Source organism: Mycobacterium sp. NGS50, assembly GCF_059812545.1.
Genome location: NZ_JCALCW010000016.1, coordinates 1 through 24,308, shown reverse-complemented (window position 1 = coordinate 24,308; position 24,308 = coordinate 1). Strand labels below are relative to the sequence as shown.

Sequence of the window (24,308 nt, the reverse complement as noted above, 5' to 3'; positions counted from 1 at the left end):
GGTGCCCGGAACCGAGGAGGTTGACGTGAGCAGGTTCACCGAGACGATGTTCCGCAACGCCCGCGAGAGTGTGAAGGGCATGGTCACCGGCGAGCCGCATGCACCGGTCCGGCATACCTGGCTGGAGGTGCATGAACGCGCCCGCCGCATCGCCGGCGGTCTGGCCGCGGCCGGAGTCGGTCACGGCGACAGTGTCGGTGTGTTGGCCGGCGCCCCGGTTGAGATCGCTCCCACCGCGCAGGGACTGTGGATGCGCGGCGCCAGCCTGACCATGCTGCACCAGCCCACCCCCCGTACCGACCTGGTTGCCTGGGCCGAGGACACCCTGACCGTCGTCGACATGATCGAGGCCAAGACCGTCGTCGTCTCCGAACCGTTCATGGCTGCCATGCCGGTGCTGCAGGAGAAGGGCATCACGGTGGTCACCGTCGCCGACCTGCTGGCCGCCGAACCCATCGACCCGATCGAAACCGGGGAGGACGACCTCGCGGTGATGCAGCTGACGTCGGGGTCCACCGGTTCACCCAAAGCCGTCCAGATCACCCACCGCAACATCCACTCCAACGCCGAGGCGATGTTCATCGGCGCCAAGATGGACCCCACCGGCAACGACGTCATGCTCAGCTGGCTGCCGTGCTTCCACGACATGGGCATGATCGGCTTCCTGACGGTGCCGATGTACTTCGGTGTCGAGCTGGTCAAGGTCACCCCGATGGACTTCCTGCGGGACACCCTGCTGTGGGCCAAGCTGATCGACAAGTACAAGGGCACCATGACCGCGGCCCCGAACTTCGCCTACGCGCTGTTCGCCAAGCGGCTGCGTAAGCAGGCCACGCCCGGCCAGTTCGACCTGTCCTCGCTGCGGTTCGCGCTGTCGGGTGCCGAGCCGGTCGACCCGGCCGACGTCGAGGATCTGATCGACGCCGGCAAGCCGTTCGGGATGCGGCGCGAGGCGATCATGCCGGCCTATGGCATGGCGGAGACGACGCTGGCGGTGTCGTTCTCCGAACTCGGCGACGGCCTGGTGGTCGACGAGGTCGACGCCGACCTGCTGGCGGCGCTGCGCCGCGCGGTGCCGGCGACCAAGGGCAACACCCGTCGGCTGGTGTCGCTGGGCCCGCTGCTGGAGGGTCTGGAGGCCCGGGTGGTCGACGAGGACGGCACGGTACTGCCGACCCGTGGCGTCGGCGTGATCCAGCTGCGCGGCGAACCGGTGACCCCCGGCTACCTCACCATGGCCGGCTTCATCCCGGCGCAGGACGAGCACGGCTGGTATGACACCGGTGACCTGGGCTACCTGATGGACAACGGCCACATCGTGGTCTGCGGCCGGGTCAAGGACGTCATCATCATGGCCGGACGCAACATCTACCCGACCGACATCGAGCGGGCGGCCGGCCGGGTCGCCGGGGTGCGTCCGGGTTGTGCGGTCGCGGTGCGCCTGGACGCCGGGCACTCCCGGGAGACCTTCGCCGTCGCGGTGGAGTCCAACGCCCACCAGGACCCCGCCGAGGTGCGCCGTATCGAGCACGAGGTCGCCCACGAGGTCGTCAAAGAGGTCGACATGCGGCCGCGCAACGTCGTCGTACTCGGACCGGGCAGCATCCCCAAGACACCGTCGGGCAAGCTGCGTCGGGCCAACTCGGTCGCCCTGGTCACCTAAGGTTTGGCGAGCAGACGCAAATGTGCCCAATTCCACTCGGAATTGGGCACATTTGCGTCTGCTCGGCCGGGGGGCGGGCACAATCACCATGATGTGCCCCACCCAGGCCCGGCTCGACGTCAGCGATGTCGTCGGCGAGCCGGCGACGCTGGCCGCCACCGTCTATCCCGGGCCTGCGGCGCGCGTCCTGGTGTGCCTGCCCGGCGGCACCTACAACCGGTCGTACTGGCACTTCGACGTGCCCGGCCACCCCGGCTACAACTTCGCCGAATACGCCGCACAACGCGGCTTCACCGTGGTCGCCATCGACCCGCTGGGTACCGGCGACAGCAGCCGGCCGGTGCGCGACATCGCCCTGACCGATATCGCGGCGGCGCTGAGCGCGGCGACCGCAGCGCTGCAGGAGCTGACCGGTACGTGCGGGCGCCCCACCGTCGTCGCGCATTCGCTGGGCGGGTATCTGGCCATCCTGCAGCAGTCCGCCTTCGGCAGTTATGCGGCGATGGCGATGCTGGGCTGCACCAACCAGCACGTCGCGCCGCTGAACCTCGATGCCGGGTTCATCGCGAAAGCAGCCACCCGGGCGGGACGCACCCAGCTCGTGGAACAGATCACCGCCGCGATCCCCGAGCCCTACATCGAGACGCCGCGCGGTGACCTGCAGGGCTGGTTTCACCTGCCCGATGTCCCGCCCGCCGTCGTGCAGGCCGATCATGACACCACGCTGTCGGTGGTGCCGCGCAGCTTCGGGGCCGGCGCGGTTCCCGGCATCGCCGCCGAGGAGGCGGGGCTGATCGATGTGCCGGTCTTTCTCGGCTACGGAGTCGTCGACGTCTCGCCGGATCCGTCGGTCGAAGCCGGTTATTACCGGCGTAGTCCGGATGTCACCACGATGGTGTTGGACTCCAGCGCGCACTGCCAGAACATGGCGAGCAGCCGTCACCGGCTGTGGGACCGGCTGCTGGCCTGGGCGGCGGATATCGGCTAGCCCCGCGATCTCAACGGCAGCTAGGCCTGCGCCGGCTGCTTCTCGGCGTAGCGGCGCGCCCATTCCTTGCGTGGCCGGATGGACACGTCGACGTCGGTGGCCGTCGCCCGCAACGCGCCGACGGTCGCCTGCTCACGGGGAGTGCGGGCGAACGGATCCCAGCCGAAGAACCGGCAGGAGTTCTCCCAGGTGATCTTGTTGATGTCGGCGTCGTCGGCGCCGGCGGCCTGTAGCTCGGCGAGCACCTGCTCTGGCGCGTCCGGCCAGAAGCAGTCCGAGTGCGGGTAATCGCACTCCCAGGCGATGTTGTCGATGCCGATCTCGTGGCGCAGCTTCAACGACGTCTTGTCGGTGACGTAGCAGGCCAGCGAGTGTTCGCGGAACACCTCGGAGGGCAGCTTGTCGCCGAAGTCGCGGCGCAGCCACTTCTGGTTGGTGTAGTGCCGGTCGCTGCGGTCCAGATAGAACGGGATCCAACCGATACCGCCCTCGGAGAACGCGAACTTCAGGTCCGGGTAGTTGCGCATTGCCGGCCCCCACAGCAGGTCCTGGGCGCACATCGCCGACACCTGGGTGGCCAGAATGATCATGTTGTCGATGGGGGCGCCCGGCGCCATGCTGATCGCCCCGAAACCGGTGCCGATGTGCAGACACATCACCACGTTCTCCTCCGACAGCGTGGTGAACACCGGGCCCCAGTATTCGTCATCGTGGTAGCTGGGCAGGCCCTCCAGATGCGGCAGTTCGGGCATGGTGACCGCCCGGCAGCCCTTGGCTGCCACCCGGCGGATCTCGGCGCACATCGCCTCGGGGTTCCAGGTCGGCAGGATCGCGATCGGGATGAAGCGGTCCGGGTAGGAGCCGGCCCACTCGTCGATGTGCCAGTCGTTGTAGGCCGACACCATTACCAGGGTGACGTTCTCGCGGGTCATGTTGAGGTGCCGGGCGGAGAATCCGGTGAACGTGGGAAAGCACATCGAGGCGAGGATGCCGTTGCGGCTCATGTCGCGGACCCGTTCGTGCACGTCGTAGACGCCGGGGCGCATCTCGGCGAAGCCGGCCGGGTCGCGGCCCCACTCCTCGGCCGGCCAGGACACCACCGCGTTGAGGCCGCTGACGCCCTGCGGCCGGCCCTGGTACATCCATTGGTCGACGCCCTTGTCGTCGGTGACGACGATCGGCGCCTCGTCCCGATATCGGGCCGGGACGTGCCGCAGGAACATGTCGGGCGGCTCCACGACATGGTCGTCGATGCTGACCAGGATCAAGTCGTCGGTCTTCATAACTCCTACTAGTACCCTGGAAAACCGTGACCGTCTCCGCGCGTTCGGCCATAGATTTTGCCGAACCGGCCAACATCGATCTGCGCCGCGGCGGCCGCGCCCCGGCCGGCAGCTACCTCTACGAGGGGCAGCACCTGGTCACCGGCTGGCACTCCCACGACATGCACCAGATCGAGTACGCCGTCGGCGGCGTGGTCGAGGTCGAGACCGCGGCGGCGCACTATCTGTTGCCTCCGCAGCAGGCGGCCTGGATTCCCGCCGGCCTACAGCATCAGGCCACCATGCGACCCGAGGTTCGCACCGTGGCGGTGATGTTCGACCCGGAGTTGGTTTCACACGCCGGTGACCGGGCGCGGATCCTGATCGTGTCGCCGCTGATCCGGGAGATGATGTTGTATTCGCTGCGGTGGCCGATCGAGCGGCCCGACGGCGACATCGTCTCCGACGACTTCTTCCGGACGCTGGGTCACCTGGTCTCGGGCGCACTGGATCTCGAGGCGCCGCTGAGCCTGCCCACCTCGGATCACCCGGTCGTCGGCGCGGCGATGGCCTACACCAAGGCGCACCTGGCGTCGGTGACCGCGGCGCAGGTGAGCCACGCCGTCGCGGTCTCCGGGCGCACCCTGCGCCGCCAGTTCGAAGCGGTGATCGGCATGTCGTGGCGGACCTATCTGCTGCACGCCCGGATGCTGCAGGCGATGGCCCTGCTGGCCGCACCCGATCAGGGCGTGCAGCAGACCGCGACCGCAGTCGGGTTCGACAGCCTGTCCGCGTTCACCCGGGCGTTCACCGCGTTCTGCGGGGAGACGCCGTCGACCTACCGGCGCCGCATCACCGCGGAGAGCTGAGCGCCGCGTCCCGCCCCGCGAGAGGCATTCTCGCGACGCGACACGCCGTCGGCGCGTCGCCGAAGTGCCGTTCGCGCCAAGGGATTACCAGGCGTGCACCAGGTTCTGGGCGGGCTCAAGGCCCAGCTTGATCAGCAGCTCGGTCGCGTCGGCGGCCTGCTCGCAGATCGCCGGTATCTCCGGACGCTCGACGGCGGTGAAGGTCTCCAACACGAACGTCGCGGCATCCTTGCGCCCAGGCGGGCGGCCGATCCCGAACCGGACTCGCTGAAAGTCTTTGGTGCTCAACGCGTTCGCGATCGACCGAAGTCCGTTGTGGCCGCCCTCGCCGCCGCCCAGCTTGAGTCGGATGCGACCGAAGTCCAGGTCGAGGTCATCGTGAATGACGATCAGATCACCCGGCGGGACCGAGTAGAACTTCGCCAGCGGCCCGACCTGGCGGCCGGACTCGTTCATGTAGCAGCGCGGCTTGGCCAGTATCACCGAGCGACCGCTGAGCCGCCCGGTGGCGACTTCGGCACCGGAGCGCTTGTGCACCTTGAACGCCGAACCCACCCGCTGTGCCAGCAGGTCGACGACCATGAACCCGACGTTGTGCCGGGTCTTGGCGTAGTTCGGCCCCGGATTGCCCAGGCCGACCACCAGCAACGGCTCGGCCATGTCTGCGAGGCTCCGATCTGGTTACTCGGACTCGGACTCGGCGGCCGGGCTCTCGGCTTCCTCGCCGGCATCCTCGGCGCCCGCCTCGGCCTCGCCGGATTCCTCGCCGCCTTCCATGTCCTCGGCGGTCGGCGCGGTCACCACGTTGACGACCAGCAGCTCCGGGTCCGAGATCAGGGTGACGCCCTTGGGCAGCGTCAGCTGGCCCGCGGTGAACTGGGTGCCGGCCTCGGCGCCCTCGATCGAGATGGTCAGGTTTTCCGGAATCGACAGCGCCTCGGCCTCGATCTCGACGGTGTTGGCGTCCTGGGTCACCAGGGTCCCGGACACGGCGTCACCTTCGACGACGACGTTGACCTCGACGACCACCTTCTCGCCGCGGCGCACGACCAGCAGGTCGGCGTGCTGGATGCTGCGCCGGATCGGGTGGATGTCGAGTGCCTTGGTCAGCGCCAGCTGCTCTTTGCCGTCGATGTCGAGGGTGAGCACGGCGTTGGTGCCGGAGTTGCGCAGCACCGCGGCGTAGTCGTGGGCGTTGAGTTCCAGGTGCTGGGGCTCGGAGCCGTGGCCGTAGAGGACCGCGGGCACACGGCCGGCGCGCCGTGCACGGCGGGAGGCACCCTTGCCGGTCTCGTTGCGCACCGACGCGGTCAGCTGGTTGGGGGTCGAAGTCGCTTTGGCCATGATGTCGCTCCTGTGTCAGGGGCACGGCAAGAATCGCGACAACCATCGGGTCGCCGTCGATAACGGTGGTCCAGCACTTGCCGGCCACCCTCGCCGTGACGCCTGGTCAGGCTAGCGCATCGGCACCTCAGAGCGGAAATTCGACGCCGGTGAGCTGGGCGGACAGCTGCCACAGGTCGGCGGCCGTGGAGCCGCGCTTGGCCCGCATGCTGCGGCGGGTCGGCCCGGTGCGGCCGACCAAGCCGAACCGCGGCCCGACGAAGGTGTTGCCCGACAGATCCTGGGATGCGGCGTACAGGGTCTGTCGTGCGCCGAAATCGGCGTCGGTGGCCATCAGCCGGTTGCCGATCGTTCGCGTCAGCAGGTCGCCGATCCTGTTCCCGGTATGGCCCTGCAGGTTGGTATTCGAGTAGCCGGGGTGGGCGGCCAGCGCCCGCAGCGGCGAACCGGCCGCTGCCAGCCGGCGCTGCAGTTCGCTGGTGAACAGCAGATTGGCCAGCTTGGACTGGCCGTAGGCCCGCCACGCCGAGTAGTGACGCGTCCTCCAGTTGAGGTCGTTGAGGCTGATGGCGCCCATCCAGTGTGCGAACGACGACACGGTCACCACCCGGTCGGTGAGTCTGGGCAGCAGCAGGTTGGTCAGGGCGAAATGGCCCAGATGGTTGGTGCCGATCTGACTCTCGAAGCCGTCGGCAGTCGTGGCATACGGCACCGCCATGATCCCGGCGTTGTTGATCAGCACATCGACCGCGGACACCTCGTCGGCGAACCGGCGCACCGAGGACAGGTCCGCCAAGTCCAGGGCGCGGACCGTCACGTCGCCGCGCATCCCCGCCGCGGCGGACTGCCCCTTGGCGGTGTCGCGGACCGCCAAGGTGACGCGAGCGCCGACCCGGGCCAGCTCGCGGGCCGTGATTGCGCCGAGGCCGCTGTTGGCACCGGTGACGATGACGGTGCGGCCGGCAAAGGAGGGCAGCTCAGCGGCGGTCCAGGAAGTCATGCCTGACAGATTAACGGCGAGCGTCGTTGCGTACCTGGCGGCGGGATCGTCGCATAGTGTCATCGCCACGGCGGTTCGCCGGGCCTTGTGCAGCTGAGCAGACTGGGAGCGAATCGTGAAGCATTGGACCACGCTTGGGTTCATCGTCCTGATGTTGGCCGCGGTCTCTGGCTGTGGCGGCAAGCAGTCGTCGGAATCCTCCAGCACCCCGACCTCGACCCAGGTCACCGCGGATCAGGTGCGCCAGATCGCCAAAGAGGCCTACGTCTACGGGTACCCGATGGTCGACTCGTACCGCATCCAGCACGCCTATTTCGTCGACGAGAAGAATCCGCAGTACAAGGGCGACTGGAATCAGACGCACAGCATCGCGCGGGTGTACACGCCCGAGGACACCACCATCCAGACGCCCAACTCCGATACGCCCTACACCATGCTCGGCGCCGACCTGCGGGCCGAGCCGCTGGTGCTCAGCGTGCCGCTGATCGAGGCCGGCCGCTACTACTCGCTGCAGTTCGTCGACGGCTACACCTACAACTTCGCCTACGTGGGAAGCCGCGCGACCGGCAACGGCGGCGGCAAGTATCTGCTGGCGGGGCCCGGTTGGAAAGGCGACAAACCGGAAGGTGTCAACGAGGTGATCCGCTCCGACACCGACTTCGCGCTGGTCATCTATCGCACCCAGTTGTTCGACGCCGCCGACATCGACAACGTCCAGAAGATCCAGGCCGGTTACACCGTCGAGCCGCTGTCGGCCTTCCTCAAGCAGCCCGTAATCAGCGCCCCGCCGGTGGATTTCATCGCACCGCTGAGTCCCGACGAGCAGAAGACCTCGCCGAAGTTCTTCGAGGTCCTCGGCTTCATCCTGAAGTTCGCACCGGTGCTGCCGGGCGAGCAGGACCTGCGGGCACGCTTCGCCAGCATCGGCATCGGGCCCGGCGGTGCGTTCTACGCGGACAAACTCAGCACGCAGACCCGGGAGGCCGTGCAGGCCGGGATGGCCGACGCCTGGGCCGAACTGAACACCTTCAAGAAGGACAAGCTGGACACCGGGCAGGTGACCTCGGGGCAGCTGTTCGGTACCCGGGAGTTCCTCAACGGCAACTACCTGTACCGGATGGCCGGTGCGGTGCTCGGCATCTACGGCAACTCGCAGGAGGAGGCCATCTATCCGGTGCTCGCCGTGGACTCCACGGGTGCCCCGCTGAACGGGGCCAACGGCTACACGCTGCGGTTCGCACCCGGACAGCTGCCGCCGGTCAACTCATTCTGGTCGCTGACCATGTACGAGATGCCGCAGAGCCTGCTGGTGGCCAACCCGATCAACCGGTATCTGATCAACTCACCGATGCTGCCGAGCCTGACCCGTGATCCCGACGGCGGAATCACCGTCTACGTGCAGAGCCGGTCTCCGGGACCGGGCAAGGACGCCAACTGGCTGCCGGCGCCGGCCGGGTCGTTCCAGATGATCCTGCGGCTGTACTGGCCCAAGGCGGAGGCGCTCAACGGCGCGTGGACCCCGCCGAAGGCCGTCAAAAGCTGATCCCGTCGGCGGTCAGTTGCAGCCGTTGGCGTGGACCCACCGGCCGTTGTAGCCGATGCAGGGGGTGATCTGCGGTGGGGGCGGCGGAGGCGGCGGCACGTCCTCGGGCAGCGGGGCGTAGTAGCCGGGCGGCGGTGCGACCGTGTCGGCGAGATTCGTGCATCCGCTGACGGTGATGCGACGGCCCACCCCGGCACAGACGTCGGCCGCCGCGGTACCGGCCGGCGTGACCACGATGGCCCCCGGCACCGCAGCCAGGGTCAGGGCGGCCGCGGCGCAGATTCGCCGCGCCGAACGCTGAGACGCGGTGGCGGTTGCCATCATTCCCCCAACAGGGGCTGGTCGCGCGGGGCCAGCCCGCACCGGCCGCGGAAATCGGCCATCGGCTGACGAATGGCCAGCAGGTCGTCGTGGGCTTGCGGGTTGCCGTCGAAATAGCTGCGGACCGCTTCGGGTACATCGCCCTCCGGCCGTTCGTGCAGGCCGGTGTAGAACTCATTGACGTCGGGATGGGTGAACAGATAGGCGGAGGTCGACGCGGCGACACCGGCGGCCACGCCGGCCAGGTCGGCGGCGGTGCAGTTGGGCTGCGGGTCGGCCATCGCCACCGCCGGTGCCAGCAAACCGATGCTCAACGCCGCTACGCCGCTGCCTGCGACACGCAGGAAGGTTCGAGGGGTGCTCGATGAGGTGAAGGCCATTGGCGGAACTCCCTTCCGGGGATATGGCGAGCGACATGGCTGCCGGCCCGTGCACATTAGCAGGCCAGATGCCGGTTGGCGGGCTACTTGGCGGCGACCCGCTGCGCCCGGCTGCGCCGCGCTTGCGATCGCCGCGGTTTCGATGGCGGCGACCCGCTGCGCCCGGCTGCGCCGCGCTTGCGATCGCCGCGGCTACTTGGCGGCGACGGTGAACCCGTTGATGATCGCCTCGACGTCATCGGCCTCGGCGACGGCGTTGGTGGCCACCGTGGTGACGGTGAACTGAACCAGGTAGCGCGGATGCTCGGCGCCCGATCCGGTGGCGATGACAACCCGGTTGTAGCTGTGCAGTCGCTGACCGAGCAGGTTGTATGAGCCCTGGATCATCCCCGACGGGAATCCGTGGAAGTCGGCGGTGGAGGAGTCCAACTTGGTGAACTCCTGCTGCATCTCGGCGTCAACGAAGCTGTGCTGGACCACATCCGCCGCCTTGAAGTCGCCACTGAGTTTGAACACCATCAGCATCGCCAGCGGATAGGACTCGCCCTTGTTGATGGCCACCGTTTGTTTGGTGTAGTGCGGATTGGTGTACTTGGCCCACCCCCGCGGGGTCGGCATCGATACCGTCAGATCGGGCAGCGACCCCGGATCGACCTGCTCACCGGATACCCCCAGCTCTTTCAGATACTGGGAGAACGGCACCGGCGCGCCGCTGGTCGTTGTCGGTGCCGCCGACGTGGCGCTCGGCGGCGCGGTGGTCCAGATCGATTGGTAATCGGGTGATTTGGCTTCGCAACCGACGAGGAGTGCGGCCAGGATCACCATCCCGGCCAGCCGGATCACAGAATCTCGCGGACCGCGTCGAGCGGGCGGGCGAGCCGCGTTCCTTTCCCGGTCACAACGAACGGTCGCTGAATCAGAATCGGGTGTCGCGCCATCGCGTCCAGCAGTTGCTCGTCGGAGGCCTCGGCCAGGTTCAGGTCGGCATATAGCGACTCGCGGGTGCGAACCGCGTCGCGCACCTGGATGCCGGCGTCGCGGATCATCTTGACCAGTTCGTCGCGTGACGGTGGAGTCTTCAAGTACTCGACCACGGTGGGCTCGATACCGTTGTCCCGCAACAACTCCAGGGTGTTGCGCGAGGTCGAGCAGCGCGGGTTGTGGTAGATCGTGGCGCCATCGCTGTCGGCCATCTAGGCGCTCCCGTCGAAAAGTCCGGTGACCGAGCCGTTGTCGAACACCGCCCGGATGGTGCTGGCCAGCAGCGGCGCGATGGACAGCACGGTCAGTTGCGCAAAGCGCTTCTCTTCACCGATCGGCAACGTGTTGGTGACGATGACCTCGCGGGCGCCGCACGCGGCCAGCCGCTCGGAGGCCGGGTCGGACAGCACGCCGTGGGTGGCGGCGATCACCACATCCTTGGCGCCTGCCTCGCGCAGCAGCCCGACCGCGCCGGCGATGGTGCCGCCGGTGTCGATCATGTCGTCGGTGATCACGCAGGTCTTGTCGGCGACCTCGCCGACCACCCGGTTGGCCTTGACCTGGTTGGGCACCCGAGGATCGCGGGTCTTGTGGATGAAGGCCAGCGGCACCCCGCCCAACGAGTCGGCCCATTTCTCGGCGACCCGCACCCGCCCGGAGTCGGGGGAGACCACGACGACGTCCTCGCCGTTGTTCAGGTAGTTCTCCCGGATGTAGCCGCACAGCAGCGACTGGGCCCGCATGTGGTCGACGGGGCCATCGAAGAAGCCCTGGATCTGGTCGGTGTGCAGATCGACGGTCACGATCCGGTCGGCACCGGCGGTCTTGAGCAGATCCGCGACCAGGCGCGCCGAAATGGGTTCGCGGCCGCGGTGCTTCTTGTCCTGCCGGGCATACGGGTAGAACGGCAGGATCGCGGTGATCCGCTTGGCGCTGCCCCGCTTGAGCGCGTCGATCATGATCAGCTGTTCCATCAAATGCTGGTTCAGCGGCGCCGGGTGCGACTGCAGCACGAACGCATCGCAGCCGCGCACCGACTCGTCGAACCGCACGAAGATCTCACCGTTGGCGAAATCGCGGGCGGTCTGCGCGGTCACCGGGACATCGAGTTCCTTGGCGACCTGCTCGGCCAGCTCGGGGTGCGCACGACCCGCGAAGAGCATCAGATTTTTGCGATTGTCGGTCCACTCGTGACTCACGTGCTGCCCCCGCGGTTGGATCGAGATGGTCGCCTAATGGTACGTATCCGAACGCCCGCAATGTGGCCGGGTTCCCACATGCGCGGCTCTAGGACCGTTGTTCGGGTGCCTCGGCGCCCGCCTGTGCCCGTGCCGCCGCCTCCGCAGCCGCACTGCCTGGCCGTTTGCGCGCCACCCAGCCTTCGATGTTGCGTTGCGGGCCGGCGGAGACGGCCAGCGCGCCGGGCGGGACGTCGTCGCGCAGCACCGTGCCGGCGCCGGTGTAGGCGCCGTCGCCGACGGTGACCGGCGCCACGAACATGGTGTCCGACCCGGTGCGCACATGGGAGCCGACGGTGGTGCGGCGTTTGGTCTGGCCGTCGTAGTTGACGAACACGCTGGACGCGCCGATATTGCTGTGCTCGCCGATGTCGGCGTCCCCGACGTAGGTCAGGTGCGGCACTTTCGTGCTGGCCCCGATGGTGGAGTTCTTGATCTCGACGAACGCACCGAGTTTGCCGTCCGCCCCCAGCACCGTGCCCGGCCGCAGATAGGTGAAGGGCCCGACGGCGGCGTCGGCCCCGATGACCGCCGAGGTGGCGTGGGTGCGGATCACCGACGCCCGGTCGCCGACGGTCACGTCGGTCAAGGTGGTGTCCGGCCCGACGCTGCAGTGCGCGCCGATCCGGGTGGCACCCAGCAGCTGGGTGCCGGGCGCGATGACGGAGTCGCGGCCGACGACGACGTCGATGTCGATCCACGTGGTGGCCGGGTCGACGACGGTGGCCCCGGCGCGTTGGTGGCCGGCCACGATGCGCCGGTTGAGTTCGGCGGCCAGCGCGGCCAGCTGCACCCGGTCGTTGACGCCGGCCACCAGCACGGCATCGTCGACGTGGCGGGCGTGCACGGCGGCGCCGTCACCGCGGACGATCCCGACGACGTCGGTCAAATACAGCTCCTGCTGCGCGTTGTCGGAGGTGAGCCGGGACAGCGCCGAGCGCAGCGCGCCCGCGTCGAAGGCGTACACCCCGGCATTGACTTCGCGGATCTCGCGCTGCGCCGCGGTGGCGTCGGCCTGCTCCACGATGGCGCTGATCCCGGCGTCGCCGTCACGCAGGATGCGGCCGTAGCCGGTGGGATCGGGCAGCGTGGTGGTCAGCACGGTGGCCACCGCGTCCCCGGAACGATGCGCGGCGACCAGTTCGGTCAGCGTCCCGGCATCCAGCAGGGGGACATCGCCGGAGGTCACCACGACAACCCCGTCGAAATCGTCGGGCAGCCCCGCCAGCCCACTCAGCACGGCGTGCCCGGTACCGAGCTGCTGCTGCTGGACCGCGACGTCCACCGTGCGGCCCAGGGTGTCGGACAGCTCGGCGACCGCCGGCGTGATCTGGTCGCGGCCGTGTCCCACCACCACCACCAGGTGTTGTGGTGCGACGCCGGCGGCGGAGTGCAGTGCATGCGAGAGCATGGACCGGCCGGCCAGGGTGTGCAGCACTTTGGGGGTGTCGGACACCATCCGGGTCCCGGCCCCGGCTGCCAGGACCAGCACCGCCAGGCCGTCGTGCGTTGTCATGGCCACCTCTTTGGTCGCGAGTGTGCGTGAATGTACGGCGACACGCCGTCTAGCGTGGCATTCTGCGCACCTTCGCGGCAAAAGACCGGGCGAATGAGCTCCGTCGCCAGGACTCGAACCTGAACTATCTGAACCAAAATCAGAGGTGCTGCCGATTACACCACGACGGATGGATTGCAAGGAGACTCTAACCGAACTGGATATCCTGGTAGGCGTGGCTGCTCCGGACAAAGGACTGCGGGCGCCGCGCGCCCGGATGACCGGCAGCGAGCGGCGTCATCAGCTGATCGACATCGCCCGCACGCTGTTCGCCGAACGTGGCTACGAGGGGACGTCGATCGAGGAGATCGCCCAGCGCGCCAACGTGTCCAAGCCGGTGGTCTACGAGCACTTCGGCGGTAAAGAGGGGCTGTACGCGGTCGTCGTCGACCGCGAGATGTCGGCGCTGCTGGACGGCATCACGTCCTCGCTGACCCAGTCCACCAACAACCGCTCCCGGCTGCGGATCGAACGGGTGGCGCTGGCATTGCTGACCTACGTCGAGGAACGCACCGACGGCTTTCGGATCCTGATCCGCGACTCACCGGCGGCGATCAGCGCCGGCACGTACTCCACGCTGCTCAACGACGCCGTCAACCAGGTGTCCTCGATCCTGGCCGGTGATTTCTCCCGCCGCGGCCTGGACCCGGAGATGGCGCCGCTGTACGCCCAGGCGCTGGTCGGCTCGGTGTCGATGACCGCGCAGTGGTGGCTGGACGTGCGTGAGCCCAAAAAGGAAGTGGTGGCCGCGCATCTGGTCAACCTGTGCTGGAACGGGTTGACCGGGCTGGAGGCCGACCCCGACCTGCTCGACGAGTAACGCCCCGCCGACCGCACCCGTCGTGTCTTTGCGCCCAGGGCTGTGCTGAGGGCGCGATCACAACCCGGACTGCAAATTCAACGGCTCACACCGCTACCGCTGCCGTGGGTTGGCCAGCGCCGCAACGTAAATCGCGGGCGCCTACAATATCGGACATCATGACCGCACCGGGGCACCATTCTGTTCGCACCCCGATGGCGGGGCTGGTTGACCTGGCGTTGACCGCGCCGACGTTTCACCAGCTCACCGACCTCGCCGCCGACCGCCCCGAGGAACTCAAGCTGGTCGGTCCGGCCAGCGCCCGACTGTTCGCGGCCGCCGCGCTGGCTCGCCGCACGACGCTGCTGGTGGTCACCGCCACCGGCCGCGAAGCCGACGACCTGACCGCCGAACTGCGCGGTGTCCTGGGCGAGGCCGCCGTGATGTTCCCGTCCTGGGAGACGTTGCCCCACGAACGACTCTCGCCGGGGGTGGACACCGTCGGTGCCCGGATGCTGGTGCTGCGTCGGCTGGCCCACCCCGACGACGCCCGGCTGGGGCCGCCGCTACAGGTGGTGGTGACCACGGTGCGCTCGTTGCTGCAGCCGATGGCACCGCGGCTGGGGCACATCGAACCGGTCGCGTTGGCCGTCGGGACCGAGATCGCCTTCGAGGAGGTGCAGACCCGGCTGGTCGAGCTGGCCTACACCCGGGTGGACATGGTCGGCAAGCGTGGCGAGTTCGCGGTGCGCGGCGGAATCCTCGACGTGTTCGCCCCCACCGCCGAACATCCGGTGCGGGTCGAGTTCTGGGGTGACGAGGTCACCGAGATGCGGATGTTCGCCGTCGCCGACCAGCGTTCCATCCCCGAAATCGACGTCGACACGCTGATCGCGGTGCCGTGCCGGGAGATGCTGCTCGACGCTGATGTACGCGGCCGTGCGGCCGAGCTCGCCGCCCAGCACCCGCCGACGGAGAACAACGTCACCGGCAGCATCGGCGACATGCTGGCCAAGCTCGCCGAAGGCATCCCGGTCGACGGGATGGAGGCGTTGCTGTCGGTGCTGCGCCCCCAGGAGGAAGGGGCGCCGGCGCTGCTGACCGATCAGCTGGGAGAACACACCGCGGTGCTGGTCTGCGACCCGGAGAAGGTGCGCGCCCGCGCGGCCGACCTGATCAAGACCGGACGGGAATTCCTGGAGGCATCCTGGTCGGTTGCCGCGATCGGCGGGGACGCACCCGTCGACGTCGAGCAGCTCGGCGGCTCGGGATTCGTCGAACTCAACCAGGCGCAGGACATCGCGGTGCAGGCCGGGTACCGATGGTGGACGCTGTCCCAGCTGTCCGACGAGTCGGCGATCGAACTCGACATCCGCGCGGCGCCGTCGGCGCGCGGGCACCAGCGCGACATCGACGAGATCTTCGCGATGCTGCGCGCGCACGTCATCACCGGAGGATGCGCGGCGATCGTGGCGCCCGGCGTCGGCACCGCCCACCGCGTCGTCGAGCAGCTGGCCGAATCCGACACCCCGGCCGCCATGCTGGAGCTCGGCGCCGCCCCGAAACCCGGGGTGGTCGGGGTGCTGCAGGGACCGCTGCACGACGGCGTCATCATCCCCGGCGCACCGGCCAACCTGGTGGTCATCACCGAGACCGACCTGACCGGGAACCGGGTCACCGGCCCGCAGGGCAAACGGCTGGCGGCCAAGCGGCGCAACATCGTCGATCCGCTGGCGTTGACCGCCGGCGACCTGGTGGTGCACGACCAGCACGGCATCGGGCGGTTCGTGGAGATGGTGGAACGCACCGTCGGCGGTGCCCGCCGCGAATACCTGGTGCTGGAGTACGCGTCGAGTAAACGCGGCGGCGCCAACAGCACCGACAAGCTGTATGTGCCGATGGACTCCCTGGACCAGCTGTCGCGCTACGTCGGCGGGCAGGCCCCGGCGCTGAGCCGGCTGGGCGGCAGCGATTGGACCAGCACCAAAACCAAGGCCCGCAAGGCGGTCGCCGAGATCGCCACCGAACTGGTGGCGTTGTACGCCAAACGTCAGGCCGCCCCCGGGCATGCGTTCGGGGCCGACACCCCGTGGCAGGCCGAAATGGAGGACGCCTTCGGGTTCACCGAGACCGTCGACCAGCTCACCGCCATCACCGAGGTCAAAGCCGACATGGAAAAGCCGGTGCCGATGGACCGGGTGATCTGCGGTGATGTCGGCTACGGCAAGACCGAGATCGCGGTGCGCGCGGCGTTCAAAGCGGTGCAGGACGGCAAACAGGTGGCGGTGCTGGTGCCCACCACGCTGCTGGCCGATCAGCATCTGCAGACCTTCTCGACCCGGATGGCCGGGTTCCCGGTGACCGTCAAGGGCCTGTCCCGGTTCACCGACCCCGCCGAGTCCCGGGCGGTGCTCGACGGCATGGGCGAGGGATCCGTGGACATCGTGATCGGCACCCACCGGCTGCTGCAGACCGGGGTGCGCTGGAAGGACCTGGGTCTGGTGGTCGTCGACGAGGAGCAACGGTTCGGCGTCGAACACAAGGAGCACATCAAAGCCCTGCGCAGCCACGTCGACGTGCTGACGATGAGCGCCACGCCGATCCCGCGGACCCTGGAGATGAGCCTGGCCGGTATCCGCGAGATGTCGACGATCCTGACCCCGCCCGAGGAGCGCTACCCGGTGCTGACCTACGTCGGCCAGCACGACGACAAGCAGGTGGCCGCGGCGCTGCGCCGTGAACTGCTGCGCGACGGGCAGGTGTTCTACGTGCACAACCGGGTCAGCTCGATCGACGCCGCGGCCGCCCGGGTGCGGGGGCTGGTGCCCGAGGCGCGGGTCGTCGTCGCGCACGGGCAGATGCCCGAGGACGCGCTGGAGACCACCGTGCAGGGTTTCTGGAACCGCGACTACGACATCCTGGTCTGCACGACGATCGTGGAGACCGGCCTGGACATCTCCAACGCCAACACGCTGATCGTCGAGCGGGCCGACACCTTCGGCCTGTCGCAACTGCACCAGTTGCGCGGCCGGGTCGGCCGGGGCCGGGAACGCGGCTACGCCTACTTCCTGTATCCGCAGGACACCCCGCTCACCGAGACCGCCCACGACCGGCTGGCCACCATCGCGCAGAACAACGAGTTGGGTGCCGGGATGGCGGTCGCGCTGAAGGACCTGGAGATCCGTGGTGCCGGCAACGTGCTCGGCGTCGAGCAGTCCGGGCATGTCGCCGGGGTCGGCTTCGACCTGTACGTGCGGCTGGTCGGCGAAGCCGTCGAGGCCTATCGGGCGGCCTATCAGGGCGAGGTCGTGACCACCGAGGAACCCAAGGAAGTGCGGATCGATCTGCCGGTGGACGCCCACCTGCCGCCGGACTACATCGGTAGCGACCGGCTGCGCCTGGAGGCCTACCGGCGATTGGCCGCAGCGGCCTCGGACGAGGGGGTCGGCGCGGTGGTAGCCGAGCTGATGGACCGCTACGGTCCGCTGCCCGAACCGGCGCGACTGCTGGTCGCGGTGGCCCGGTTGCGGCTGCTGTGCCGCGGCTACGGCATCACTGATGTCAGCACAGCGAGCGCGTCCACCTTGCGGCTGGCGCCGCTGACGCTGCCGGATTCGGCGCAGCTGCGGCTCAAGCGGGTGTATCCCGGCGCGCAGTACCGGGCCACCACCTCGGCCGTCCAGGTGCCGATACCCCGTGCCGGAGGGGCCGGTGCCGCCCTGGGTGCGCCGCGGATCCGCGACCTTGAACTGCTGCAGATGGTGGCCGACCTGGTGCTGGCGCTCGACGGGAAACCTCAGGGCACGGTCGACATCACCAGCCTGCCCGCGACACCGGATCCGGTCCGATGACCGTCGTCCTGGTCGACCCGCGACGCCCCGCTCTGGTCCCGGTGTCCGCCATCGCGCTGCTGGCCGGCGAGGTGGCCTACACCGAGGAGATGCCGGTCGCGGTGCCCTGGTCGCTGCCGTCGGCGCGGCCGGTGCACTCCGGAGCCGACGCCCCGGTGTTGCTGTCCTCCGACCGCGACCATCCCGAGGTCGTGGCGCGGCTGGCGGCGGGGGAGACCCTGATCGCCGCCCCGGAACCACCGCCGGGCGAACGGCTGATCGACGCCGTCGCCATGATGGACCGGCTACGCACCGACGGCCCGTGGGAAAGCGAACAAACCCACGATTCGCTGCGCCGGTTTCTGCTGGAGGAAACCTACGAACTCTTCGACGCCGTCCGCAGCGGCAACGTCGACGAGCTGCGCGAAGAGCTCGGTGATGTGTTGCTGCAGGTGCTTTTCCACGCCCGTATCGCCGAGGACGCGCTCACCCAGCCGTTCAGCATCGACGATGTCGCCGACACGCTGCTGCGCAAACTCGTCAACCGCGTTCCGGCAGTTCTTGCCGGCAAGGAGATTTCGCTCGAGGACCAGCTGGCGCAGTGGGAGGAACGTAAAGCGCTGGAAAAGCGGGAGAAACGCCGCTATTCGGCGATGGACGACGTGGCGACCGGCCAGCCGGCTTTGGCATTGGCGCAGAAGGTGGTTGAGCGGTCGGGCAAAGCCGGTGTACCGCCGGATCTGATCCCGGATGAGATCACCTCGATCACCGTGGATTCGGGTGTGGACGCGGAAACCGCCTTGCGTTCGGCGGTTCTGGAGTTCATGGACGCCGTTCGCGCGGCCGAGGCGGCGATCGCCGAGGCGCGCCGCGGTGGCGAGGGCGGCGGGGAACTCGACGACGCGCCGTTGGACGGGATCAGTGAGCAGGAATGGCGGGCCGGATGGCCGGGTAGCCCGGACAGCGAAACGCTGCAGTGACCCGGGTGTGCGTCGGCGGCCGACGCGGGCACCGCCGAACTCATGGGACGATGGCGGGAACGAGTCGTAAGGGGTAGGTGGTGTCGCCGGTGCGTTGGCTGCGAACCATGATCGTCGTGGGAGCGACGGCCGTGCTCATGGCCTCCAGCTGCACCTGGGAACTTGGCACCCCGATCCCCGCGGGGGTGCCGCCGCCGGTGGGGGATCCGGTGCCGCCGGTCGACACCCACCTGGCCAAGGGACGGCCCGCCGACCAGCTGCACGGCTGGGCGGCTGAGCGGGCACCGGCGTTGGCCATCCCGGTGACCGCGCTGGAGGCCTACGCCTACGCCGCCCGGGTTGCTGAGGTGGAGAACCCGAAGTGCCACATCGCGTGGCCGACACTGGCCGCGATCGGGCAGATCGAAAGCCATCACGGCACCTACCGGCACGCGCAGGTGGCGGCCAACGGGGACGTATCGCCACCGATCCGCGGCGTACGCCTGGACGGCACCGGCGGCAACCTGCGCATCATCGAGAGCGAGCAGGCCGACCTCGCCGACGACGACGGCGTGGCGCGTGCGATGGGCCCGATGCAGTTCATCCCGGAGACCTGGCGGCTCTACGGGGTCGACGCCAACAACGACGGCAAGGTCAACGTCGACAACGTCGACGACGCGGCGTTGTCGGCGGCCGGGTACCTGTGCTGGACCGGAAAGAATCTGGCCACCCCGCGCGGCTGGATCACCGCGCTGTACGCCTACAACGACTCGACGCAGTACGCGCGCGCAGTCCGCGACTGGGCGACGGCCTATGCGGCCGGTCATCCGCTTTGAAAGCGACACTTTACGCTTAGGGACTGGAACCGCCCGCCCCCGCGGCCTACGACGCAAGGAGAAACCCTGTGCCCATCATCGAGCAGATCGGCGCCCGCGAGATCCTCGATTCCCGCGGTAACCCCACGGTCGAGGTCGAGGTGGCCCTGATCGACGGGACGTTCGCCCGGGCAGCGGTGCCGTCGGGCGCCTCGACCGGGGAGCACGAGGCGGTCGAGCTGCGTGACGGTGGGTCCCGCTACGGCGGTAAGGGCGTGAAGCAGGCGGTCGAGGCCGTGCTCGACGAGATCGCTCCGGCCGTCATCGGCCTCAACGCCGACGACCAGCGGCTGGTCGACCAGGCGCTGCTCGACCTGGATGGCACCCCGGACAAGTCCCGGCTCGGCGCCAACGCCATCCTGGGTGTCTCGCTGGCGGTGGCCAAAGCCGCCGCCGATTCGGCTGATCTGCCGTTGTTCCGCTACCTGGGCGGCCCCAACGCGCACATCCTGCCGGTGCCGATGATGAACATCCTCAACGGCGGCGCGCACGCCGACACCGGCGTCGACGTGCAGGAATTCATGGTGGCTCCGATCGGGGCGCCCAGCTTCGCCGAGGCGTTGCGCTGGGGCGCCGAGGTGTACCACGCGCTCAAGGCGGTGTTGAAGAAGCAGGGTCTGTCCACCGGGTTGGGCGACGAGGGCGGGTTCGCCCCCGATGTGCCGGGCACCGCGGCGGCGCTGGACTTGATCAGCGCGGCGATCGAATCCACCGGATACAAGCTGGGTACCGACGTGGTGCTCGCGCTCGATGTGGCGGCCACCGAGTTCTACACCGACGGCGGGTATCGCTTCGAGAAGCAGACTCGTACGGCGGCCGAGATGTCGCAGTTCTACGCCCAGCTGCTGAACGACTATCCGCTGGTGTCGATCGAGGACCCGCTGTCCGAGGACGACTGGGACGGCTGGGTGGCGCTGACCGCCGAGATCGGCGACCGGGTGCAGTTGGTCGGCGACGACCTGTTCGTCACCAACCCCGAACGCCTCGAGGACGGCATCGAGCGGGGTGCCGCCAACGCGTTGCTGGTCAAGGTCAACCAGATCGGGACGTTGACCGAAACGCTGGACGCGGTGGCCCTGGCACACCACAGCGGATACCGGACCATGATGAGCCACCGCAGCGGCGAAACCGAGGACACCACCATCGCCGATCTGGCGGTGGCGGCCAGCTGCGGGCAGATCAAGACCGGCGCCCCGGCGCGCAGTGAGCGCGTCGCCAAGTACAACCAGTTGCTGCGGATTGAGGAAGCCCTCGGGGATGCCGCCCGCTACGCCGGTGACTTGGCGTTCCCCCGTTACGCGCCGGAATCCAGGTAGACCGCCGACCGGCACTGACATGCCCGACGCGAAACGACCCGATCCGAAACGACGGTCCCCGGCCTCCCGGCCGGGTCGGCCCGGTAATTCGACGCGGGGGCGTCCGCGCCGATCGGCGGCCACCCGCCGGCCGGCCGATCAGCCGCCGGACCCGGTGGTGGAGCCGATCCGACGGTCGATCGTCGAGTCGGCGGAGCTGCGTTCCGAACAGCGGCTGGGCCTGACCGCGCGGCGGGCGGCGATCCTGGCCGCAGTGGTCTGCGTGCTGACCCTGACCATCGCCGGCCCGGTGCGCACCTACTTCGCGCAGCGCACCGAGATGAAGCAGCTGGCCGCCGTCGAGGCACGCACGGAGCAGCAGCGAAACGACCTGCAACGCAAGAAGGACCAGTTGGCCGACCCGGCCTACATCATCGCCACCGCCCGCGAACGGCTCGGCTACGTGATGCCGGGCGAAACCCCGTACCAGGTGCAGGTGCCGGCAACGGCCACCGCTCCCGGTGATGACGGCGCCGGCAACGCACCGACCGCCGGCCAGGGGCCGTGGTACACCGCGCTGTGGCACACCATCGCCGATGAGCCGCACGGCCCACCACCGGCTCCCAGCCCCGCGCCCCCGCCCGGCCCGGCTTCGCCCGGTGGTTGAACCGGCCGACCTGGAGGTGGTGACACGGCAGTTGGGCCGTGCCCCCCGCGGGATACTCGACATCGCCTACCGGTGCCCCAACGGTGAGCCCGCTGTGGTCAAGACCGCACCGAAACTGCCTGACGGTACGCCGTTTCCGACTCTGTACTACCTCACCCATCCCGCGCTGACCGCCGCCGCAAGCCGGCTGGAATCGTCGGGGCTGATGGCCGACATGACCGAACGTCTCGGTGAGGATCCGGAACTGGCGGCTGCCTACCGGCGGGCGCACGAGTCGTATCTGGCAGAGCGCGACGCGATCGAGTCGCTGGGGACAACGTTCTCCGCGGGCGGGATGCCGGACCGGGTGAAGTGCTTGCACGTGCTGATCGCGCATTCACTGGCCAAGGGTCGCGGGGTCAACCCGTTCGGCGATGAGACGCTGGCGATCCTGGCCGGCGAGCCGGGCATGGCGGGAATTCTGCGGCCGGAGCAGTGGGCATGAGTGCCCTGGCGGCAATCGACTGCGGCACCAACTCGATTCGATTGCTGATCGCTGAGCCGGCCGATGGTGGGCTGCGGGAGATCCACCGCGAGATGCGTATCGTCCGACTCGGCCAGGGTGTGGACGCCACCGGCGAATTCGCGCCGGACGCGATCGAGCGGACCCGCACCGCGCTGGTCGACTATGCCGGATTGTTGGCGCGTCACGACGTCGAGCGGGTCCGGATGGTCGCCACATCGGCGACCCGCGATGCGGCCAACCGGGACACGTTCTTCGCGATGACGGCCGACGTTCTTGGTGCGGTGGTCCCCGGCGCGGTGGCCGAGGTGATCTCCGGTACGGAGGAAGCCGCACTGTCGTTTCGTGGCGCGGTGGCCGAATTGGGTTCTGCCGGTGCGCCCTACGTCGTGGTGGATCTCGGCGGCGGTTCGACAGAGGTGGTGCTCGGAGACGTCGACGGTGCGCGGGCCAGCCTTTCGGTGGACATCGGGTGTGTCCGATTGACCGAACGCTGCCTGCATTCCGACCCGCCTACGGACGCCGAGGTGGACGCCGCTCGAGCGGTGGTTCGCGAACGGCTCGCCGCGGTCCTGCGTGAGGTTCCGGTCGATCGTGCTCACACCTGGGTGGGAGTGGCCGGCACGATGACAACGTTGTCGGCGCTGGCTCAGAAGCTCACCGTGTACGACCCTGCGGCCATTCATCTTTCGCAGGTCGGCTTCGATGATCTGTTGGCGGTGTGTGACCGGTTGATCGGCATGACCCGTGCGCAACGCGCGGCGCTGGGGCCGATGCATCCCGGCCGGGCCGACGTGATCGGGGGAGGCTCGATTGTGGTGCAGGAGTTGGCCTACGCCCTGCGTGCGCGCGCCGGCATCGACCGGCTGACCGTGAGCGAGCACGACATCCTGGACGGGATCGCGCTGTCACTCATGGACTGACGCCTTCCCCTTTTCGCCGAACGTGCACTCAGACCGATATTTTCGCGGATTCTTCGATCTGAGTGCACGTTCGGTACGGGTGGGCGCGCTCAACCGTGGCGGGGAGTAACCAGGCGGCCGCCGGCGACCAGCGACGCGGATTGCTTGAGCCGCTGGGCCCGGACGCTGATGTCGTAGCCGTGGACCTCGTCGATGGCCGCGAGGTTTGCGGTGAGATAGCGGTACAGATCGTCGGCGTCGCGGCAGATGAGCACCGCCATGAGGTTGTGCTGGCCGCCGACCGCGGCGACGAACGCGACCTCGTCGTGGGCGGCGATCTGCTCGCCACCCGATGCAGGTGCCGCGTTGCGACGTTGAGCCACAGCATCTCGCTGTACTAAGAGACGTACGGTGATCCGGCCCACTCGCCGGTGCTGTTGATTTCGGGCCCGGGCGGCACCGGTAAAAGTTGGATCGGCCAGATCGACCGGTTCGCCGCCGACCACTACGTCGTGGTCCCCGACCAACGCGGCACCGGGGAATCCAGCCGCGCCGAAACCGGCCACACGCTTTCGGAAGAAATCGGCCGTAGTCCCCGGCTGCCAGGCAGTCGTCATCGCCGAGTGCGGTCACCTCGTCGAGCACGAGCAACCGGACGCGTTTTGCCGCACGGTGAGCGCCTTCATCGGCCGCGCGAGTTGACTCCACTCATCGAATGTGCGCTGGCGGCGGGATTTCACAGAATTGCCGCCACCAGTGCACGCTGGGCGCTGGCGAGGCCGTCAGCTCTTCCAGACAACCTTGTCGACGCCGGCGGCGTCCCGGTAGACGACGCTGTCGGGCGCGGTGCCGTTCTTGACGTCGAAGTACAGCCGTCCGGTTGACTCGCTGCCCATCGTGATGGGCTGGTTGGGAAGGCCGTCCACCTCATTGCCCTTCATCACCGCATACGTCGAGCTGTTGACCGCGCGCGCGTTGAAGTCGGCGATGTTCGGGGTGGGGGTGCCGCTGACGGCGGTGGCCGTGACATCGGAGTACCAGATGCCGTCGTTGTGACCGCTGGGCTGCAGGTCGCCCACGGTGTAGTTGATGGCTCCGCCGGGGCTGGGAATTTCCGCCGACTGGCCAAACGGCACGGCTTGCGGGTCCGCCCACGCCGGTGTCGCGGTCAGGATTCCCGCCGTGGCGATGCCGACGGCAGCTGCCGTCGTCTTAAAGGCGATCTTGGAGAACATCGCGCCTCACTCCTTCTGGTATTGGCACCGCAAGGGTGTACCCACCCTGCGAGACGGCAAACCCGTGCGTTGAGCGTGTACTCAGGACGAGATTCCGGCG

Annotated in this window: 24 protein-coding genes and 1 tRNA gene; 12 read left to right on the top strand and 13 right to left on the bottom strand. The window is 68.6% G+C overall.

Annotated elements, in window-relative coordinates; all coding sequences use genetic code 11:
• Positions 1-25: 25 nt before the first annotated feature.
• Together AC5Y36_RS13090 and AC5Y36_RS13085 are read left to right on the top strand one after the other, a co-directional pair.
• A complete protein-coding gene (locus AC5Y36_RS13090; RefSeq protein ID WP_500041346.1) occupies positions 26-1,663 on the top strand; it encodes a fatty acyl-AMP ligase in 1,638 nt (545 codons plus the stop codon).
• 91 nt (positions 1,664-1,754) lie between these two features.
• Complete coding sequence (locus AC5Y36_RS13085; RefSeq protein WP_500041345.1) at positions 1,755-2,651, top strand: alpha/beta hydrolase; 897 nt, start codon at positions 1,755-1,757, stop codon at positions 2,649-2,651.
• A gap of 20 nt (positions 2,652-2,671) precedes the next feature.
• Here the strand turns inward: AC5Y36_RS13085 and AC5Y36_RS13080 are convergent, their stop codons facing one another.
• The gene (locus AC5Y36_RS13080) at positions 2,672-3,934 is read right to left on the bottom strand and encodes an amidohydrolase family protein (RefSeq protein WP_500041344.1); all 1,263 of its coding nucleotides are present in this window, start codon (positions 3,932-3,934) and stop codon (positions 2,672-2,674) included.
• A 26-nt stretch (positions 3,935-3,960) separates the two neighbouring features.
• On the opposite strand from AC5Y36_RS13080, the gene AC5Y36_RS13075 reads away from it, so the two are divergent.
• Entirely contained in the window at positions 3,961-4,782 is an 822-nt protein-coding gene (locus tag AC5Y36_RS13075; RefSeq protein WP_500041343.1) for an AraC family transcriptional regulator, read from the top strand.
• Between the two features lie 84 nt (positions 4,783-4,866).
• Here AC5Y36_RS13075 and pth read toward each other — a convergent pair whose 3' ends face one another.
• From pth to AC5Y36_RS13060, 3 genes are all read right to left on the bottom strand, one after another.
• On the bottom strand, positions 4,867-5,442 hold the full coding sequence (gene pth / locus AC5Y36_RS13070) for an aminoacyl-tRNA hydrolase (protein ID WP_500041342.1): 576 nt from the start codon (positions 5,440-5,442) through the stop codon (positions 4,867-4,869).
• A 21-nt stretch (positions 5,443-5,463) separates the two neighbouring features.
• Positions 5,464-6,126: a 50S ribosomal protein L25/general stress protein Ctc gene (locus AC5Y36_RS13065; RefSeq protein ID WP_500041341.1), complete on the bottom strand. Its 663-nt coding sequence runs from the start codon at positions 6,124-6,126 to the stop codon at positions 5,464-5,466.
• A 127-nt stretch (positions 6,127-6,253) separates the two neighbouring features.
• Positions 6,254-7,126 (bottom strand): oxidoreductase, encoded by an 873-nt coding sequence (locus AC5Y36_RS13060; RefSeq protein ID WP_500041340.1) that lies wholly within the window; start codon positions 7,124-7,126, stop codon positions 6,254-6,256.
• Positions 7,127-7,277: 151 nt separating this feature from the next.
• Here AC5Y36_RS13060 and AC5Y36_RS13055 point away from each other — a divergent pair, with 151 nt between their 5' ends.
• Positions 7,278-8,669 carry a DUF1254 domain-containing protein gene (locus tag AC5Y36_RS13055; RefSeq protein ID WP_500041432.1) on the top strand — a complete coding sequence of 464 codons (1,392 nt, stop codon included), beginning with the start codon at positions 7,278-7,280 and terminating at the stop codon, positions 8,667-8,669.
• A 12-nt stretch (positions 8,670-8,681) separates the two neighbouring features.
• Here AC5Y36_RS13055 and AC5Y36_RS13050 read toward each other — a convergent pair whose 3' ends face one another.
• The 7 genes from AC5Y36_RS13050 to AC5Y36_RS13020 form a co-directional block, all read right to left on the bottom strand.
• Positions 8,682-8,993 carry a hypothetical protein gene (locus AC5Y36_RS13050; RefSeq protein WP_500041339.1) on the bottom strand — a complete coding sequence of 104 codons (312 nt, stop codon included), beginning with the start codon at positions 8,991-8,993 and terminating at the stop codon, positions 8,682-8,684.
• Positions 8,990-9,370, bottom strand: a complete 381-nt coding sequence (locus AC5Y36_RS13045; protein ID WP_500041338.1) for a heme-binding protein — start codon at positions 9,368-9,370, stop codon at positions 8,990-8,992. The genes AC5Y36_RS13050 and AC5Y36_RS13045 overlap by 4 nt, the downstream gene beginning before the upstream one ends.
• 192 nt (positions 9,371-9,562) lie before the next feature.
• On the bottom strand, positions 9,563-10,195 hold the full coding sequence (locus tag AC5Y36_RS13040) for an LpqN/LpqT family lipoprotein (RefSeq protein ID WP_500041431.1): 633 nt from the start codon (positions 10,193-10,195) through the stop codon (positions 9,563-9,565).
• Between the two features lie 14 nt (positions 10,196-10,209).
• The gene (gene arsC, locus AC5Y36_RS13035) at positions 10,210-10,563 is read right to left on the bottom strand and encodes an arsenate reductase (glutaredoxin) (protein WP_500041337.1); all 354 of its coding nucleotides are present in this window, start codon (positions 10,561-10,563) and stop codon (positions 10,210-10,212) included.
• A complete protein-coding gene (locus AC5Y36_RS13030) occupies positions 10,564-11,550 on the bottom strand; it encodes a ribose-phosphate diphosphokinase (RefSeq protein ID WP_500041336.1) in 987 nt (328 codons plus the stop codon). It abuts the gene before it with no gap.
• An 88-nt stretch (positions 11,551-11,638) separates the two neighbouring features.
• A complete protein-coding gene (gene glmU, locus AC5Y36_RS13025; RefSeq protein ID WP_500041335.1) occupies positions 11,639-13,105 on the bottom strand; it encodes a bifunctional UDP-N-acetylglucosamine diphosphorylase/glucosamine-1-phosphate N-acetyltransferase GlmU in 1,467 nt (488 codons plus the stop codon).
• Between the two features lie 98 nt (positions 13,106-13,203).
• Positions 13,204-13,275, bottom strand: a tRNA-Gln gene (locus tag AC5Y36_RS13020).
• Between the two features lie 86 nt (positions 13,276-13,361).
• Between AC5Y36_RS13020 and AC5Y36_RS13015 the strand changes: the two genes are divergently transcribed.
• From AC5Y36_RS13015 to AC5Y36_RS12980, 8 genes are all read left to right on the top strand, one after another.
• Positions 13,362-13,964: a TetR/AcrR family transcriptional regulator gene (locus tag AC5Y36_RS13015; RefSeq protein WP_500041430.1), complete on the top strand. Its 603-nt coding sequence runs from the start codon at positions 13,362-13,364 to the stop codon at positions 13,962-13,964.
• Between the two features lie 158 nt (positions 13,965-14,122).
• Positions 14,123-17,794 (top strand): transcription-repair coupling factor, encoded by a 3,672-nt coding sequence (mfd, locus tag AC5Y36_RS13010; RefSeq protein WP_500041334.1) that lies wholly within the window; start codon positions 14,123-14,125, stop codon positions 17,792-17,794.
• Positions 17,791-18,753, top strand: coding sequence for a nucleoside triphosphate pyrophosphohydrolase (locus AC5Y36_RS13005; RefSeq protein WP_500041333.1), 963 nt, complete (start codon positions 17,791-17,793; stop codon positions 18,751-18,753). The genes mfd and AC5Y36_RS13005 overlap by 4 nt, the downstream gene beginning before the upstream one ends.
• 80 nt (positions 18,754-18,833) lie before the next feature.
• Positions 18,834-19,568, top strand: a complete 735-nt coding sequence (locus tag AC5Y36_RS13000; RefSeq protein ID WP_500041332.1) for a lytic transglycosylase domain-containing protein — start codon at positions 18,834-18,836, stop codon at positions 19,566-19,568.
• A gap of 68 nt (positions 19,569-19,636) precedes the next feature.
• A complete protein-coding gene (eno, locus tag AC5Y36_RS12995) occupies positions 19,637-20,923 on the top strand; it encodes a phosphopyruvate hydratase (protein ID WP_500041331.1) in 1,287 nt (428 codons plus the stop codon).
• Between the two features lie 19 nt (positions 20,924-20,942).
• Positions 20,943-21,569 (top strand): FtsB family cell division protein, encoded by a 627-nt coding sequence (locus tag AC5Y36_RS12990; RefSeq protein WP_500041330.1) that lies wholly within the window; start codon positions 20,943-20,945, stop codon positions 21,567-21,569.
• Positions 21,562-22,053, top strand: a complete 492-nt coding sequence (locus AC5Y36_RS12985) for a DUF501 domain-containing protein (protein WP_500041329.1) — start codon at positions 21,562-21,564, stop codon at positions 22,051-22,053. Before AC5Y36_RS12990 ends, AC5Y36_RS12985 begins: the two co-directional genes overlap by 8 nt.
• Positions 22,050-22,994, top strand: a complete 945-nt coding sequence (locus AC5Y36_RS12980) for a Ppx/GppA phosphatase family protein (RefSeq protein ID WP_500041328.1) — start codon at positions 22,050-22,052, stop codon at positions 22,992-22,994. Before AC5Y36_RS12985 ends, AC5Y36_RS12980 begins: the two co-directional genes overlap by 4 nt.
• Positions 22,995-23,083: 89 nt before the next feature.
• Here AC5Y36_RS12980 and AC5Y36_RS12975 read toward each other — a convergent pair whose 3' ends face one another.
• Both AC5Y36_RS12975 and AC5Y36_RS12970 read right to left on the bottom strand, forming a co-directional pair.
• Entirely contained in the window at positions 23,084-23,356 is a 273-nt protein-coding gene (locus AC5Y36_RS12975) for an Lrp/AsnC ligand binding domain-containing protein (protein WP_500041327.1), read from the bottom strand.
• Positions 23,357-23,755: 399 nt separating this feature from the next.
• A complete protein-coding gene (locus AC5Y36_RS12970; protein WP_500041326.1) occupies positions 23,756-24,208 on the bottom strand; it encodes a DUF1942 domain-containing protein in 453 nt (150 codons plus the stop codon).
• Between the last annotated feature and the right edge of the window lie 100 nt (positions 24,209-24,308).

Coding starts and splice junctions, on each gene's coding strand:
- AC5Y36_RS13050 (WP_500041339.1), bottom strand. CDS start 8,993: ATGATGGCAACCGCCACCGCGTCTCAGCGTTCGGCGCGGCGAATCTGC.
- AC5Y36_RS13040 (WP_500041431.1), bottom strand. CDS start 10,195: ATGGTGATCCTGGCCGCACTCCTCGTCGGTTGCGAAGCCAAATCACCC.
- glmU (WP_500041335.1), bottom strand. CDS start 13,105: ATGACAACGCACGACGGCCTGGCGGTGCTGGTCCTGGCAGCCGGGGCC.
- AC5Y36_RS13065 (WP_500041341.1), bottom strand. CDS start 6,126: ATGGCCAAAGCGACTTCGACCCCCAACCAGCTGACCGCGTCGGTGCGC.
- AC5Y36_RS13015 (WP_500041430.1), top strand. CDS start 13,362: ATGACCGGCAGCGAGCGGCGTCATCAGCTGATCGACATCGCCCGCACG.
- AC5Y36_RS12980 (WP_500041328.1), top strand. CDS start 22,050: ATGAGTGCCCTGGCGGCAATCGACTGCGGCACCAACTCGATTCGATTG.
- AC5Y36_RS13045 (WP_500041338.1), bottom strand. CDS start 9,370: ATGGCCTTCACCTCATCGAGCACCCCTCGAACCTTCCTGCGTGTCGCA.
- mfd (WP_500041334.1), top strand. CDS start 14,123: ATGACCGCACCGGGGCACCATTCTGTTCGCACCCCGATGGCGGGGCTG.
- pth (WP_500041342.1), bottom strand. CDS start 5,442: ATGGCCGAGCCGTTGCTGGTGGTCGGCCTGGGCAATCCGGGGCCGAAC.
- AC5Y36_RS12970 (WP_500041326.1), bottom strand. CDS start 24,208: ATGTTCTCCAAGATCGCCTTTAAGACGACGGCAGCTGCCGTCGGCATC.
- AC5Y36_RS13060 (WP_500041340.1), bottom strand. CDS start 7,126: ATGACTTCCTGGACCGCCGCTGAGCTGCCCTCCTTTGCCGGCCGCACC.
- AC5Y36_RS13085 (WP_500041345.1), top strand. CDS start 1,755: ATGTGCCCCACCCAGGCCCGGCTCGACGTCAGCGATGTCGTCGGCGAG.
- AC5Y36_RS13005 (WP_500041333.1), top strand. CDS start 17,791: ATGACCGTCGTCCTGGTCGACCCGCGACGCCCCGCTCTGGTCCCGGTG.
- AC5Y36_RS12990 (WP_500041330.1), top strand. CDS start 20,943: ATGCCCGACGCGAAACGACCCGATCCGAAACGACGGTCCCCGGCCTCC.
- AC5Y36_RS13055 (WP_500041432.1), top strand. CDS start 7,278: ATGTTGGCCGCGGTCTCTGGCTGTGGCGGCAAGCAGTCGTCGGAATCC.
- arsC (WP_500041337.1), bottom strand. CDS start 10,563: ATGGCCGACAGCGATGGCGCCACGATCTACCACAACCCGCGCTGCTCG.
- AC5Y36_RS13080 (WP_500041344.1), bottom strand. CDS start 3,934: ATGAAGACCGACGACTTGATCCTGGTCAGCATCGACGACCATGTCGTG.